The sequence below is a fragment of the Parabacteroides sp. AF17-3 genome, assembly GCF_003635445.1.
Lineage (GTDB): Bacteria > Bacteroidota > Bacteroidia > Bacteroidales > Tannerellaceae > Parabacteroides > Parabacteroides goldsteinii.
Map to the genome: position 1 here is coordinate 125,219 of NZ_QTMM01000015.1, position 15,013 is coordinate 140,231.

Below are 15,013 nucleotides of genomic sequence, written 5' to 3' on the forward strand. Positions count from 1 at the left end.
TTACTTCTGTTTATCTACCGACAGTTTACCCATTGCCTTCGACAGGTAAACTTCCGTTAATTTCACTTCTATCTGAGCATCAATCAGGCTGGAACGTGCCGATACCCAAGCCGTCTGAGCTTCCATCAGGTTTAAGGCCGGAATAACACCTTCCTCAAAACCCAGATTGGCATGGCGAAGGTTCTCCTCCGCATTCTCCATATTCCGCGAAGAAGCGGTCAGTTTCTTATTGGCTTCATTCACCTTATAAACGGATTGGTTTACCTGCAACTCAACCTTTTCGCGGGCTTCCATCAGTTGCAACATCTGGATACGTGTCTCAGCACGGGCGGAGTTTCTTTTATAAGTACCCTCCCACCAACCGGACAAAGGCACTTTCATCATCACACCGACATTAAACATTCCGGCAAATTCATTCTTAAAACCGTTGAAAGCATTCGGGTTCGTTACCAGATAGTTGGCCGACAAAGCCACATTGGGTAACATGTCCGCCAGGACTATCCGTTCTTTCTTCTGATAAATCTTAGCTGCCAGTTCCAGGCTTTTCAACTCATCGCGATTGGCAAACGCTTCATTCACATTTGCGGTAGCATCACTGGAATGGACGGGGAAGTTCTCTATATTTTCATCTGCCAGCGCCAAAGGTTCATCTAATGGCAAACCGCAAATCTGGGAGAGCAGCATACGCGACAAAGCCAGACCGTTATCCACTTTCGTCTGCGCCATTTCCGCCTCATTCAGTTTTACCTTTACCGACAGTCCATCTGCCTGGGTGGCAACTCCTTCGGCGATCATGGCTGTCACGTCACTGTCCATCTTCCTGAGTAACCCGACATACGCATCGGCCAGCTTTTTCTTATTGACCAGCGAAATCACCTGCCAATAAGTTTCGTCGGTTTTATAAATGACTTCCTGCAATTGGAGGTCGTTCATCGACTCGGCCAATTCACGGGCATATTTGGTAATCTGATTATAGGAGACAATCTTTCCTCCCATAAAGACCGGTTGAACCAACGAAACGCCTCCCACCCAAATATTCTGCACATCCAGATGTTGCACATCGTCAATTCCTCCCATTAATTGTCCGAAAACAGGAAGTTGGGCTAGCGGTCCCAGGGCGGAACCGAGTTTGGCACTCAAAGCGTCCATATCCAGCAGATTGATATCTTTCTGATTCCACATATATCCTCCCATAGCGGAAAGCTGCGGAAAATATTTAGTAAAAGCCGCTTTGCGTTCTTCATTGGCCGCCTTTACCTTTTCGCCGGACATCTGTAATTCCTTATTATTCTGAATAGCTAAGTTTCGACATTCTTCCAATGTCAAAGTCTGTTGGGAACTTGCATAACCAGAACAGACCAACAATCCTACTAATACAATAATCCGTTTCATCTTTTTATTGTTTTTTCATCCGGAGACTTTATTTTACCACTAAAACAACTTATCACCTTTATCTAAATAAAAAACAACCGGTTATCTCCTATTGTTTATATTCGATAAACCTATATTCTTCGTACACAAACAAAAGTACGATTTATCGGTGCAAAAGTACTGGTTTAGTTTAAATATAAAATTGAATTAATTCAATTAAAGATGCGTTTTTTCAGCTTGCAGTACCAGGCATTGCTGATTCCCATATATTGGGCAATATATTTGTCGGGAACACGCTGCATGATCCACATGTAATGATTATAAAGGTATTTGATAAATTCTTCTGCCGTACACGACTGACGGATGGCAAACATAGAATAAAGTTTTGATATGATAGTCAGCATCGCATTCTGGTAATACGATGCAAATAGCGGATAACGCAGGGAAAGGTCCTCGATATGGGTACGTGATAGCCTTAGCAGTTCACCGGCTTCGAGCGCCTTAATCTCGAACTCGGAAGGCGCCTGGGTAAAATAACCGATAGCGGAAAGGAAAGGATATTGATAGTCGGATGAAAAACCGGTTACGCATTCATTGCCTTTTTCGCTTACATATAAATTAATGAACAGTCCTTTATTGATGAAGTAGGCATCCTGACAAATCTCACCGGTACGAAGCAGGTAATCCCCTTTATCGACAGCAACCACTGTAGTGATATTCTTCAGTTCACTCACAAAGACTTCGTCGCGGGCCAGAGATTCCGGGAGATCCGCTAAAAACTTCGCTAAGTGGCCGTCTGTTTCCATTCGTTAATCTTCCAACGTGAAGTTTCTCTTCCCGATCAGGTTTCCGTCAATAAAGATATCTACACGGTAAGTTCCCGGAGAAAGAAATTCTTCGATATCCCAATACATGGTAACGGGATATTCTTCCCCGTCATATTCGATCAGTTTCTTCATCGAGTAGTTGATATCCTTTCCTTCGAAGGGGAAAACATCGGCACGGCTCTTTACCAGCACATCATCGTCCGGTTTCATAATACGCACATATACAGTCTTCTCACCAACGGGAGCGGTAATATTCTTGGCGATACGGAAATCGACTACGAAACGTTCCATACGTTTGATCTTCTTTGCCAGCTTTCCACGCGAATTGACCGGAGTAACCGTGATGCCGGTAGCATCCAGGCGGCTTGCAATAGTAACGCGTTCTGCCAACTTTTCTTTTTCTTTCTTCAGGGTAGCAGCTTGCGATGTGGCACGCTGGTATTTCTGAACAGCTTCTTTCTTTTCTACCTGCAACTGTTCGTTCGCTCGGTTCAAAGAGTCGATCTGAACAACATAATTACGCATGATCTTACGAAGCGTTTCCAGTTCTTTCTTCAGACGGGCAATTTCTTTGGTATTTGTCGCCTTCACCGTACGGAGTTCTTCCATCAGGCGCTGAACCTTTGCCTGCTCTGTGGATAACAAATTCATCAGGGAATCATTGCCTACCTTGAACTGGTATCCCTCATATTGCATAGAGAGTTCATTAAACTCATCTTCAAGCGTTTGCTTATCCAGGTCATAAGCCTCAACCAAATCATTCATCTGCTGTTTCTGCTGATAAATATAATAACCTGCACCAGCGATAATCAGTATCAACACGACTACCGCCATGATTAATAATGAGAGTTTATTTATTTCCTTCGTTTCTTTCTTTTCTGTATCCATACGGTTCCTTCTAAAAATGAACGTACAAAGGTAATGTTTAATCAGATGTATTAAAACATATCCTGTCCGTTTATACATTTTTTAAGAACTTAACCATCCTTTCAACATATACCGACACCTTTTTAGTTTCATTCGGATGAAAATACAGTTTCTTTCGGGAGAAAACACAGTTTCTTTCGAATGAAACTTTTGTGAAATCATAAAAAATATATTGAAATCTCCTCATCAATACCTTTATATATAGGATGAGCTTTACAGATTTTCTAAATAAAATTACTACCTTTGCGCCACTCAATTAAATAATAACACTGCATGCACGAGAAACTTATTATTCTTGATTTCGGCTCGCAAACAACTCAATTGATTGGCCGCAGGGTCAGAGAGTTAAACATGTATTGCGAGATCCTTCCCTACAACAAATTTCCGCATGATGCAACCGATGTGAAAGGGGTTATCCTTTCAGGAAGTCCTTACTCCGTTTACGACGAAAATGCTTTCAAGGCAGACCTGAGCGAGATTCGTGGAAAGTATCCGATTTTAGGTATTTGTTACGGGGCTCAGTTTCTGGCTTATACATCCGGAGGCAATGTGGAACCGGCCAACTCACGTGAATACGGACGTGCCAATCTATCCTACATTAATAATGAAGATCCTCTATTGAAAGGCATCGACACCGGTTCTCAGATCTGGATGTCTCATGGAGATACAATCACTGTATTGCCGGATAACTTCAAAGTGATCGCCAGCACCGACGATGTGAAAGCGGCAGCTTATCATGTAGAAGGCGAACAGACCTGGGGCGTACAGTTCCATCCGGAAGTATTCCACTCTACAGACGGTACAAAGTTATTAGACAATTTCCTGAATATCTGCGGATGCGCCAAAGACTGGACACCGGCTTCTTTCATCGAGTCGACGGTTGCCGAACTGAAAGAGCGACTAGGTGACGACAAAGTGATCCTGGCCTTATCGGGCGGCGTAGACTCTTCCGTTACAGCGGTATTGCTGAACAAGGCGATCGGCAAAAACCTGACCTGTATCTTCGTAGACCACGGTTTGCTGCGTAAGAATGAGTTCGAAAACGTAATGAAAGATTACGAACACCTGGGGTTGAACGTGATCGGAGTAAACGCAAAAGATAAATTCTATAAAGAACTGGCGGGGGTTACCGAGCCGGAACAAAAACGTAAGATCATCGGCAAAGGTTTCATCGACGTATTCGACGAAGAAGCTCATAAGCTGAAAGATATCAAATGGCTGGGACAAGGTACGATCTATCCGGACGTTATCGAGTCTTTATCCATCACCGGAACAGTCATCAAGAGTCATCATAATGTAGGCGGACTGCCTGATACGATGAAGTTGCAACTGGTTGAGCCGCTTCGCCTTCTTTTCAAGGATGAAGTTCGCCGTGTCGGTATCGAACTGGGCATGCAGCCGCATCTGATCAAACGTCATCCGTTTCCCGGTCCTGGTCTGGGTATCCGTATCTTAGGCGATATCACACCAGAGAAAGTACGTATCTTACAGGATGCCGATGATATTTATATGTCGCTGATGCGTGAATGGGGTTTATACGACAAGATCTGGCAAGCCGGAGTCATCCTGCTTCCTATCCAGTCGGTCGGTGTTATGGGTGACGAACGTACCTATGAAAATACCGTTGCCTTGCGTGCCGTAACTTCTACCGATGCCATGACAGCCGACTGGGCACAACTGCCTTACGAGTTTCTGGCAAAAGTATCCAACGAGATCATCAATAAGGTAAAAGGTGTGAACCGCGTTGTGTACGACATCAGTTCCAAACCACCAGCAACTATAGAGTGGGAATAAAAAATCACAAGAAGGATAATCTAATTAACTTAATAATTTTAGGAGGAATACGATGAAACAAGATATGATCGTTATTTTAGACCTGGGAAGTCATGAAAATACGGTATTGGCAAGAGCAATCCGTGCATTGGGTGTTTACAGTGAAATTTATCCTCACGACATCACAGTAGAGGAACTGAAAGCACTGCCGAACGTAAAAGGTATTATCATCAACGGTGGTCCTAACAATGTGATCGACGGCGTTGCCATAGATGTAAATCCGGGTATTTACTCGCTGGGTATCCCCGTAATGGCTGCCGGCCACGACAAAGCATTATGTGAAGTAAAACTGGGTGAATTCACCGACGATATAGAAGCTATCAAAGAAGCTGTGAAGTCTTTCGTTTTCGATAGCTGCAAAGCGGAAGCGAACTGGAATATGACAAACTTTGTCAACGACCAGATCGAACTTGTCAGACGTCAGGTAGGCGATAGAAAAGTCCTGTTGGCCCTGTCAGGCGGAGTTGACAGTTCGGTTGTGGCTGCCTTGCTTCTGAAAGCGATCGGCGATAAACTAGTTTGCGTACATGTAAACCATGGTCTGATGCGTAAAGGTGAATCGGAAGATGTAGTGGAAGTATTCAAAAATCAGTTGAATGCGAACCTGATATATAAAGATGTTACCGACCGTTTCCTGGATAAACTGGCAGGAGTTGCCGATCCGGAAGAAAAACGCAAGATTATCGGTGGCGAATTTATCCGTGTATTCGAAGAGGAAGCTCGTCAGCTGGATGGCATCGATTTCTTAGCACAAGGTACGATCTATCCGGATATCGTGGAAAGCGGTACAAAGACTGCCAAGATGGTAAAATCTCATCACAACGTAGGCGGTCTGCCCGAAGACCTGAAGTTCGAACTGGTTGAACCGCTGCGTCAGTTATTCAAAGACGAGGTTCGTGCCTGCGGTCTGGAACTGGGCTTGCCTTATGAAATGGTTTACCGTCAGCCGTTCCCTGGTCCCGGACTGGGTGTACGTTGTCTGGGAGCTATCACCCGTGACAGACTGGAAGCTGTTCGTGAAGCTGATGCCATCTTACGTGAAGAGTTCCAGCTTGCCGGACTGGACAAAAAGGTATGGCAATATTTCACTGTTGTTCCTGATTTCAAATCAGTTGGCGTACGGGATAATGCCCGTTCTTTCGACTGGCCTGTTATCATCCGCGCTGTCAACACCGTAGATGCCATGACAGCCACCATCGAACCGATAGACTGGCCTATCCTGATGAAAATCACCGACCGTATCCTGAAAGAAGTAAAGAACGTAAACCGCGTTTGCTACGACATGTCCCCGAAACCCAATGCGACTATTGAGTGGGAATAAGATATAGGATTTAATAATATGAAAAGGAGTTGTGTCGAAGGATGCAACTCCTTTTTTATATTATCTATAGCAACCTTCCTCCTTTACAAAAAACAATCGAACAAATATTATCCGATATAGACAATCATTCATAACCCAGGAATGACAAATATATTTTCTTTGTTTTATAGGGGGCAGCAAAAAGTTTGTCATAACTCATTTTCAGCAGATTACAAAGAAAGCAGCTTACAACCAGGGGTAAAAAGTACCTACTTTCGCTCTCGAGTTTGTCATAATTAACATTTATCATTTTTATATCACTCCAATAAAGATCAAAGCAGGTTGCATTTCACTAATAATGAGTTTATCTCCTTTATGGATATAGACTCCCGGTCACTTTTATCATAAATAGTAACCAAATTGATTACACCTTCATCTAAAGATGTTTTTATTAAATAAGTAATAACCCTGGCACCTCCACTTTTTCCCTTATTCTTAGAACAAATGCGCATACGTATCTTCCGGATATTATTACCCAAAGAAATACCTAATTCAGGATTTTCCAGCAACTCATTCTGCAAAACTGATAAATCATCCTTCATCGAAGGATATCGTTTAGCAAGAAGTTTTGCTTTTTCGGCAAAAACCGCCGTCGGTATGATTTTAAAGTTCATCGATTAAATCCTGAAGAGTTTTCTGTTTGCCCTGGATATGCCCGGCTTTTCGTTCTCCTAATTCTCTCAAACCGTCAATAACAGACTCATGTACCATATAAGTCTCCTCTTCTTCCAATTCAACACATACTGAAACCGAATTACTAAGAGCACGCAAATAACGCAAGGCTTTGTCCAATAGTTCCTCACCCTGAAGGCCCATAATTGCTTCCACTGCTTCCATTTTTAGTATAGCCTCACGAGCATTTACATAAACGGCAACAGGCTCTGATACATTTTCCACTGTTGGATCTGGCTGTGAATATGGTTTAGCTTTCTTCATGCTATAATCTATTTATTTCTTTACAAAGATAGAGATATTCGTTTATTATTCACACGTCTGACAATTTTTAACCCAGCTTCTCCCTCCTATTTTTTCCCGACAATCTTCAGAAAACGTCCGGAAGTAATATTCACTTCTTTTATTTCGAAATAATCTTTTAACTGCGTAGCACTCACCCGTTTATTAACAGGCAGACCGACTTTGCGGTAAGCAGCCGTCAGGATTACAGACAAATCTGAACGCGAATAGGTCTCTCCTACCCGGAACTGCTTCTCCACGATCTCCTTCAGTTGCTGCTTTTTACGGAAGACAGTGGTGCCGGCTTCCTCTACTGCCCGTTTGATTTCGCTGTCTTTGAAGTCGACACTCCGGATATAATCGGCACCTTTGCGGAGGTAACATTCATGGAACATGCAATCGTATTCGGAAGAAAGGATACGCGCCAGGTAACGGCTGTAACGGTCCTGGTCTTTCTCGTCGGGAGAAAAACGCAGGTAAGCGATCCGTTCGAACTGCTCGAGGAGAAATATACGACGCTGTTTACGGCTGGTCTGCCGATGACGTGCCAAACGGTCGTTGTCGGTCAACGGATACTGTTTGTCTTCATGCGTCACCTCAAAAAACGGGACATCCCGGTAGGCATTGAACAAACTGTCCGCCGAGCGGTACAAGCTCTTTACCCGTTCCTGCTCACGGAAATTATCCTGCCGGAAATAATTATCCTTTCCATTCTGATAGACATACTGCTGATAGGTAAGATTGACGGCTGCCTCCATATACGTCTCCCGGTATCCGCGCCGCTTATCCTTTTTACTCTTTTCCCTGATCTCCGTCATGGCCAGCCGGGCACTCTCCAGCCACTCGTCTACCTCCGACGCATTCATTGCCTCCAGCGACGGCTTGATACTGGTTATATGCGTCAGGCTGCGAAAACCGTTACGGAAACGGCCGGCTATCTGTATCGCTTCCGTCCGCGGATCGATCACCGACTGCTCCGCTCCGTAAAGGTCGGAAAGCAGGATGATATCCGGCTTACATCGCACATCGATATCGACTGCCGAAAAGAAACGGCTGGTGAAAAAGTTATACCGTTTCAACTCTTCGATCCGGTCGTGCATGCTCCGGTCTTTCACATGCCTCAGCTTCGCAATGCCCTGGGTACTACAAAAAGTAGCAGAGTTTTGCAACTCCGCCATATCCTTATAAAGCGATTCGATCGTATCGATGGAATTGACGAAAATACAAACTTTACTCTTACATTCGGGCAGCACTTCCGCCAACGCTTCCACCACATTATTGGTCGTAATCAGACGGAGCGGCTTGCGATACGGATAAGCCGGCTCGATACGTAGTTCGGTGAAACCATGTTCCTCAAACCTCGGATCGCGGGGCAGGATCGGCGTGGCACTGACAAATGCCATCTGCCGGAAAAGAAAAAAGTCGTCGAGCGGCGCCTCTATCGTCTCGCGGAAATCGTTATCCTGGATAATCTTCTCGCATTCGTCGAACAACATGAAAAAGTCCTTATACATATCGACACCTTCATCCTCCATCGCCTGCTTTACCTTCCAGAAACTTTCGGGTGTCACCATGATCTTGCAGCAGCCGGGATATTTGCGGATATGGCGCGCCACCTCATCAGTCTTGACACCGCGGTAAATACCCAGCAGGTTCTTATGTTTCTCCATCTTCCCGACGATCACCGGCACGTTCGGTTCGATGATAATAGAAGAACGGGGAGACATGATCTCGCAATAGGTAGCTCCCAATCCGGGCAATACCTTGTTCAGTATCACCCGTGTCGGTATATTTTCTTTTCCGTGGCGACGAAGGGCATCCGACAGATACTCCCCTTTCCGAATATCCAGTTTAACGGTACGTATCATCACATTATTCCCTTTCAAATTGTACGGACCTCAGGCGTTGCATGAGTTCGGGTGAAACTTTAAACACGACATCTTTCACGGAGATAGATCCGGCGCGTATCTCTTTGGGATCTTTGACCAGCCTCGACTGTGCCGTCAAAGTAAATGTTCCCAGCCCACTGATCGACACGCTGTTGCCATCTTCCAGCAGGCTGATGATCCCTTCTTTGATTTGTTCGATTGCTCCGAGCATAGCGGCGCTGCGGAATCCATGATCGCCGGTCACATAAGAAGCCAGTCCTTTTGAATCGACATTGTCCGAACGGATCACCTGCGGATAGAAGCCGTCTTCGATATCTTTGGAGAGATTGGTCGGGCGTTTGCGTAGTCTATATTTTACAGCCATTGTTTTGTATTGCTTAAGGTTATTCTTCCAAAGATAGGACATATAATCGAGAAAAAGGCGGTTCCCGATGATTAGTTATGAAAAAAGGCAGCCAGCCGGATTATCACCCCGGTGACAATGGAATATCATCGGGATGATGTCGGGACGTCACCGAGGTGACAGTTTGCAAAAGTAATAGGCTTTGCCGTTAAAGTATTAAGCTTTTAGGGTTAGATACTATAGCTTTTGAGGTTAAGGGCAAAAGGGTATGATCTATTGAATACCAGACATGCTTATTCTTTTAAAAGTGGCATTTGATTAAGCATATTTTTTATTTTTATTGCCACACGGGGCATTGGTTCAGCAATTGTTAAACCAACTACGTCATATTCTTTTGCTATATCGTTTATCACCCTTACGACGGTTTCAATCTTTAGTCCATCAGGATCAGTGCCAATGGCTGCAATAATCTCAGCCGGATCTAAAGCATCCAGATCAAAATGAATAACCACTTTCGAAGCACCGGTAGTTTTAAGCCAATCAAGAACAGCCGTACTATTTTGAGCAACATGGGCAGGCGAAAGGCTCTCTACACCGATTTCCTCCTGACGCTCTTTTGAAGCGTTTGTATCATTCCAGGCACGCAAACCAACAATAATCGATTTTGACGGATTGAGTTTAGCGGGAAACAGATCTACAATCTCCTTGTCACCCATACCAAAACAAGCGGTCAATGCCATTGCATGATAACCTGTATAACTATCACCGGGTAAATTTAAGTCGGGGTGAGCGTCTATCCACACAACCGCAACATCATCAGGATATTTTTCTGCCAGGTAGGTAAACGGCACCACACTAACCGAGCACTCTCCTCCAAGTGTCACAATACGGTCGGGATTTTCTCTTCTAATCAAATCCAAAGCATCTTTACTTTGTTTAATAATAGCACGATAACCGCTAATACCCTTTTCCTCTTTGTGACTTTCCATATCGAGAGAAATGGGGACTTCAACAGTTTGTTGCTTACTTTCGGGTGCAAGCACTTGCAGTAACTGCGCCCCAAGAAAATAACCACGTGAAACATCATTGGCGGGAATGTCGGGCATCCAGCTTGCAACCACTCCTCCCTGCCATTGAGGATAGATTAAGCGAAGTGTTTTAGAATTTGTTTTCATCTCATTCGATTTTGCATAGGTTGTGCCTATAATAAGGCTAAGCACAACAAATAATAAGAACTTGTGTTTCATTTTTAATGCAAAGTTACTGTGTATATACAGATCACACAAGTACTGATAAACCCTCATCCCTATTATTGAGCAAATAGAAAAGTGGGGAGATAATTTTCGACCTCAAATGAAAGAAATCCTTGGAATAGAAGAATAGAAAAATACGTTTCAGGATGACAAAAGCAATAACTCAAGACCTTGTCTTAGCCGATGTCCTATACTCATTCGGTGAACATCCGATAACCCGTTTGAAGGCTCTGCTGAAATATTGGGGATATTGATAACCCAACGCATAAGCAACGTCACTGATCGACTTGGACGGATCGGCTAATAGTTCTTTGGCAACAGCCATCGTTTTTACCAAAATATATTCCTGGGCGGACGTTCCGGTTTCTTTCTTGATTAAGTCACTTACGTAGTGAGACCTTATATTCCGGCGGTTGCCTGGGGAGAAGTTTCTTTCTATTCATGGATGGGATCGACTACCACCAATCTGATCAATCTGCTGACCGCTTATCTGTGGGTAATCATTGTAATAGAAGTTTATCGTTCACAAAAAGTACAACGGGCCGTAGAACCGTTGGTCAGTTACGGCCGTATGGGGTTGACAAACTATATCGTACAGTCTGTGGCCGGTGTCTTCATCTTTTCCGGTTTCGGATTGGATTGGAGTCATTTGGGAGTTTTCCAGAGCGTATTGGTTTGCCTTGCTTATACAGGCATACAAATCGCAATTAGTCATTATTGGCTGAAAGGTTTCCGATATGGCCCAATGGAATGGCTGTGGAGAACGGGAACCTATATGAAATGGCAACCGCTGGTACGCTAACTGTAAGTTTTTATATCTCCATCTGAAAAAACATCGTTCCGCTGATCATCAAGTATCACCGGAACGATGTTTTTTTGAAATCACTTTATCTCTTTGACCACCCGGCAAGGATTCCCTACCGCCAGTACATTCGATGGAATATCTTTTGTTACCACACTGCCGGCACCGATCACGGTATTATCACCGATGGTTACTCCCGGCAGGATATTTACACCGGCACCGATCCATACATTATGTCCGATAGTTACGGGACGGGCATATTCAAGACCACGGTTTCGCTGCTCTGCATCCAACGGATGACCAGCGGTATAGATACCAACGTTCGGGGCGATAAAAGCATTGTCACCGATACAGACCTTAGCTCCATCCAGAATAACCAGGTTTACATTGGCATAGAAGTTCTCTCCTACTTCAATATTATATCCGTAATCACAAGCAAAAGGCGGTTCGATGATCAGGTTGTTTCCTGTTTTACCCAAAAAGGATTTCAGCAATTGCATCTTTTCTTCCTGCTGAGAAGGGCGCAGACGGTTATAATCGTAAAGCTGTTCTTTCGCTTTCTCACGATCCGACAACAATTCAGCATCGTAGTTGGCATCATACAACAAACCCTGACGGCATTTTTCTTTCTCTGTCATCTTGTTTATTTTATTTGTTATAACCGAATCCTTATTTCCTGTCGGTCACTAATTCAGTACATGTATCGTATGACAAGCCACCAACGCAGCTGTCTCCGTACGAAGACGGCTCTCTCCTAATGAAATAGGTTCAAAACCCTGCTGTAAAGCCAGTTCTATCTCTTCCGGGCTGAAGTCTCCTTCGGGGCCGATCAGTACTAAAGCGTTTTCACCCGGACGATACGTTTGTTTTAATAATATTTTATCTCCATCCTCACAATGAGCAATAAACTTACGACCGTCAAAAGGTTGGCTGACAAATGATTTGAAATCAGTCATTCCTTCCAGCTGGGGTAGTGTCGCCTTTTGCGACTGCTTCATGGCACTGACCAGGATCTTTTCCAGACGGGCTGGTTTTATCTCCCGGCGTTCTGAGAAACGACAATTCAGGCAGGTAATGGCATCAATACCGATCTCGGTCGCTTTCTCTGCAAACCATTCCATCCGATCCATATTTTTTGTCGGAGCAACTGCGATATGAAGGTGGAAGTTCCATAAAGCCGGTTGCTGCCAACTCTCCAGAATGGACACTTCGCAATGTTTATGATGGGCACGACTGATAGCCGCCTTATAAAAAGTTCCTTTACCATCAGTCAGTAAAATTTCATCGCCTTCGGTCAGACGAAGTACACGAATACAGTGACCTGCCTCCTCTTCCGGCAGTTCCGGATTCACTGCAATATCCGGCGTATAAAATATCTGCACGTCTCTTTAATTTTCAATTTATAATTTTCAATTACCCGAGTATCATCCCTATAATCGTGGCTGACAACACAGAAACCAAAGCACCGGCAATCATGGCCGGAAAACCGAAACGGGTTATCATTTCCTTCTTCTCCGGAGCCAGCACTCCCATTCCGCCTAACAGAATCCCGATAGACGAAATATTAGCAAAACCACATAATATATAGGTAGACATTAAAATCGACTTTTGATACATGAACATCCCGGCATCTTTCCACTCCTGCAACTGGAAATAAGCCACAAATTCATTCAGGATCGTTTTCTGTCCCAGCAAAGAACCGACAAGCATAATATCCGGTGACGGAATACCGATCAGCCACATAAAAGGAGCCAGAATAACTCCGAGAATAAACTGGAACGTCAATCCCTGCGCTTTACCGTCAGTCACCGAAACGATCCATTCATTCAAACCGGTATAACGCCCCAGCAATCCTTCCAGAAGATAATTCGCCAAAGCGACCAGCGCAATGAATACCAAAAGCATTGCAGCTATATTGACCATCAGGCGAATACCGGTAGATGTTCCGGCAGCCAAGGCATCCAAAGCCGTCGGATGGGAACTTCCTTTTTCCAAAGTGGCTGCCTGATCAACGGCAACTTCCGTCTGCGGACAAAGCATCTTTGCCAAAACGATCGAGCCGGGTGCAGCCATCAACGACGCCGAAATCAGATGCTTGGCAAACAACACCCTGGCTACAAGGTCACCCCCCGATAACATACCAATATAAGTTGCCATAACCGTTCCGGCGATAGTCCCCATTCCGGACACCATAACCAGAAAGATCTCCGACTTATTCATCGCCGGCAAGTAATTCTTAATAAGCACGGGAGATTCAGTCATACCCATAAATATATTTCCGGAGGTAACTAATCCTTCCGCACCCGATATATTCATAAACTTTCGTAGCAACCAGGAAAAAGCTCCCACAACACGCTGGATAATTCCCCAGTAATAAAAGAGGGAAACCAATGCTGAAAAGAAAATGACAACCGGTAATGAATGGATCAGGAATATAAACCCATTACTTTTGGTTGCGTACGGTCCTAATAAAAAGCCAACTCCCGCCTGGGTAAAGTCCATCAGTTTAATGAACGCCTTCCCCATCCATTCCAAAGCTGTTCCCACGAACGGTATATAAAGAACTGCCAGGGCAAATATGACCTGCATAATCAATCCACCTCCTATCAACTTCCAGTCGATACGTTTCCGGTCATAACTCAAGGCATATGCCACAGCCAGAACTGTCACGATCCCCAGTATTCCACGTAAAAGGGATTCCAGACTAATCCCGCTCTGTTGATCTATCATTTGGCACTTCCCTCCTCTTCTTCACGACGGCGAATCTCGTCTTTGTACATCTTTGCATACTCATAGTTCTCATCAGCTACAGCTTCTTCCATCCGTTCGCTCAATTCTTCTTCATCCAGAAGAGAAAGCCATTTCTTCAATTCCGCCTCATCTTCTATATCTTCCGGTTCTTTGTCCAGCAAAGCATAATCGTTGTCATCCATTTCATCCGGCATCGAGGATTCTTCCAGCACGACTCCGCATTCTGAAACGATATGTTCTGTCGTATAGATGTCGCATTTCACCCGAAGAGCAATTGCAATGGCATCCGATGTCCGTGAATCGAGGCGTACCTGAGTTATGCCATCATCAAACAACAGCTCGGAATAGAAAACACCGTCTTCGAACTTATAAATGAAAACCTCCCGTAGCTGAATGCCGAAAGCCTGGGCAAAAGTCATAAATAAATCATGAGTAAGAGGCCTGGGAGGCGTAATATGTTCTAATGCAATAGCAATGGATTGTGCTTCCGATGTCCCTACTATAATAGGTACGCGACGAGCTCCGTTTTCTTCCGCCAGTATCAGGGCATATGCTCCCGACTGAATCTGGCTATTAGTCAGCCCTTGAACCCGTAATTTTATTTTTGTATCCACACCACATAAATTTTATAGTACTGATACAAAAGTAATATTATTTCGGAATTAAAAGAGGGAAAGTGGACAAATGATGATCGGTAAAGTCT

15 protein-coding genes and 2 pseudogenes are annotated in these 15,013 nt (G+C 44.3%); 4 read left to right on the forward strand and 13 right to left on the reverse strand.

The window, feature by feature from the left end; genetic code table 11:
• From DWW91_RS19565 to DWW91_RS19575, 3 genes are all read right to left on the reverse strand, one after another.
• A complete protein-coding gene (locus DWW91_RS19565; protein ID WP_007657716.1) occupies window positions 1-1,392 on the reverse strand; it encodes a TolC family protein in 1,392 nt (463 codons plus the stop codon).
• Window positions 1,393-1,583: 191 nt separating this feature from the next.
• Window positions 1,584-2,177: a Crp/Fnr family transcriptional regulator gene (locus DWW91_RS19570; RefSeq protein ID WP_122328693.1), complete on the reverse strand. Its 594-nt coding sequence runs from the start codon at window positions 2,175-2,177 to the stop codon at window positions 1,584-1,586.
• 3 nt (window positions 2,178-2,180) lie between these two features.
• On the reverse strand, window positions 2,181-3,086 hold the full coding sequence (locus DWW91_RS19575; RefSeq protein ID WP_044215181.1) for a hypothetical protein: 906 nt from the start codon (window positions 3,084-3,086) through the stop codon (window positions 2,181-2,183).
• A 312-nt stretch (window positions 3,087-3,398) separates the two neighbouring features.
• Between DWW91_RS19575 and guaA (DWW91_RS19585) the strand changes: the two genes are divergently transcribed.
• Window positions 3,399-4,919, forward strand: coding sequence for a glutamine-hydrolyzing GMP synthase (guaA, locus tag DWW91_RS19585; RefSeq protein WP_122328694.1), 1,521 nt, complete (start codon window positions 3,399-3,401; stop codon window positions 4,917-4,919).
• Between the two features lie 52 nt (window positions 4,920-4,971).
• A complete protein-coding gene (guaA, locus tag DWW91_RS19590; RefSeq protein ID WP_122328695.1) occupies window positions 4,972-6,279 on the forward strand; it encodes a glutamine-hydrolyzing GMP synthase in 1,308 nt (435 codons plus the stop codon).
• Between the two features lie 311 nt (window positions 6,280-6,590).
• Here guaA (DWW91_RS19590) and DWW91_RS19595 read toward each other — a convergent pair whose 3' ends face one another.
• The 5 genes from DWW91_RS19595 to DWW91_RS19615 all read right to left on the reverse strand — a co-directional run bounded on the left by DWW91_RS19595 (window position 6,591) and on the right by DWW91_RS19615 (window position 10,808).
• The gene (locus DWW91_RS19595) at window positions 6,591-6,932 is read right to left on the reverse strand and encodes a hypothetical protein (RefSeq protein ID WP_044215167.1); all 342 of its coding nucleotides are present in this window, start codon (window positions 6,930-6,932) and stop codon (window positions 6,591-6,593) included.
• Window positions 6,922-7,254, reverse strand: a complete 333-nt coding sequence (locus DWW91_RS19600; RefSeq protein ID WP_010800136.1) for a hypothetical protein — start codon at window positions 7,252-7,254, stop codon at window positions 6,922-6,924. Before DWW91_RS19600 ends, DWW91_RS19595 begins: the two co-directional genes overlap by 11 nt.
• Window positions 7,255-7,340: 86 nt before the next feature.
• Window positions 7,341-9,140, reverse strand: coding sequence for a DEAD/DEAH box helicase family protein (locus DWW91_RS19605; RefSeq protein WP_046147542.1), 1,800 nt, complete (start codon window positions 9,138-9,140; stop codon window positions 7,341-7,343).
• A gap of 4 nt (window positions 9,141-9,144) precedes the next feature.
• Entirely contained in the window at window positions 9,145-9,525 is a 381-nt protein-coding gene (locus tag DWW91_RS19610; RefSeq protein WP_007657701.1) for an HU family DNA-binding protein, read from the reverse strand.
• A gap of 272 nt (window positions 9,526-9,797) precedes the next feature.
• The gene (locus tag DWW91_RS19615; RefSeq protein WP_370449599.1) at window positions 9,798-10,808 is read right to left on the reverse strand and encodes an arginase family protein; all 1,011 of its coding nucleotides are present in this window, start codon (window positions 10,806-10,808) and stop codon (window positions 9,798-9,800) included.
• Between DWW91_RS19615 and DWW91_RS28150 the strand changes: the two are divergent.
• Window positions 10,801-10,887: pseudogene (locus tag DWW91_RS28150) on the forward strand (transcriptional regulator); the annotation flags it as partial. The gene DWW91_RS19615 and the pseudogene DWW91_RS28150 overlap by 8 nt on opposite strands.
• Window positions 10,888-10,920: 33 nt before the next feature.
• On the opposite strand, the pseudogene DWW91_RS19625 reads toward DWW91_RS28150, so the two are convergent.
• Window positions 10,921-11,148: pseudogene (locus tag DWW91_RS19625) on the reverse strand (helix-turn-helix domain-containing protein); the annotation flags it as partial.
• Between DWW91_RS19625 and DWW91_RS19630 the strand changes: the two are divergent.
• On the forward strand, window positions 11,149-11,559 hold the full coding sequence (locus DWW91_RS19630) for a DUF418 domain-containing protein (RefSeq protein ID WP_048314505.1): 411 nt from the start codon (window positions 11,149-11,151) through the stop codon (window positions 11,557-11,559).
• Window positions 11,560-11,639: 80 nt separating this feature from the next.
• Here the strand turns inward: DWW91_RS19630 and DWW91_RS19635 are convergent, their stop codons facing one another.
• Genes DWW91_RS19635 through DWW91_RS19650 form a run of 4 tightly spaced genes read right to left on the reverse strand, consistent with a single transcriptional unit; the run spans window position 11,640 to window position 14,924 of the window.
• Window positions 11,640-12,197, reverse strand: coding sequence for a sugar O-acetyltransferase (locus DWW91_RS19635; protein WP_007657691.1), 558 nt, complete (start codon window positions 12,195-12,197; stop codon window positions 11,640-11,642).
• A 48-nt stretch (window positions 12,198-12,245) separates the two neighbouring features.
• On the reverse strand, window positions 12,246-12,941 hold the full coding sequence (locus DWW91_RS19640; protein WP_122328696.1) for a 16S rRNA (uracil(1498)-N(3))-methyltransferase: 696 nt from the start codon (window positions 12,939-12,941) through the stop codon (window positions 12,246-12,248).
• 31 nt (window positions 12,942-12,972) lie between these two features.
• Complete coding sequence (locus tag DWW91_RS19645) at window positions 12,973-14,289, reverse strand: NupC/NupG family nucleoside CNT transporter (protein WP_046146573.1); 1,317 nt, start codon at window positions 14,287-14,289, stop codon at window positions 12,973-12,975.
• Window positions 14,286-14,924 carry a bifunctional nuclease family protein gene (locus DWW91_RS19650; protein WP_007657688.1) on the reverse strand — a complete coding sequence of 213 codons (639 nt, stop codon included), beginning with the start codon at window positions 14,922-14,924 and terminating at the stop codon, window positions 14,286-14,288. Before DWW91_RS19650 ends, DWW91_RS19645 begins: the two co-directional genes overlap by 4 nt.
• Window positions 14,925-15,013 lie beyond the last annotated feature (89 nt).